At 50.4% G+C, this 224-nt stretch carries 2 tRNA genes; both read right to left on the reverse strand.

Features of this window, described 5'->3' with window-relative positions:
• Nucleotides 1-3: 3 nt before the first annotated feature.
• Nucleotides 4-75 (reverse strand) — tRNA-Glu (locus tag HMPREF2918_RS00240).
• A gap of 10 nt (nt 76-85) precedes the next feature.
• Nucleotides 86-159: transfer RNA gene (locus HMPREF2918_RS00245), tRNA-Ile, on the reverse strand.
• Nucleotides 160-224: the final 65 nt, after the last annotated feature.

Here is a 224-nt window from a genome sequence, read left to right on the forward strand (position 1 = left end):
ATATAGTCCGTACGGGATTCGAACCCGTGTTACCGCCGTGAAAAGGCGGTGTCTTAACCCCTTGACCAACGGACCATACTATTAATGGGCACGAGTGGACTCGAACCACCGACCTCACGCTTATCAGGCGTGCGCTCTAACCACCTGAGCTACGCGCCCAAGTTTAAAAAAACTTGGTAAAAATGAACAAAAGTTCAAAGCGGGTGACGAGAATCGAACTCGCG

This window comes from Streptococcus sp. HMSC065C01 (genome assembly GCF_001813525.1).
In the GTDB taxonomy this organism is placed as follows: Bacteria; Bacillota; Bacilli; order Lactobacillales; family Streptococcaceae; genus Streptococcus; species Streptococcus parasanguinis_V.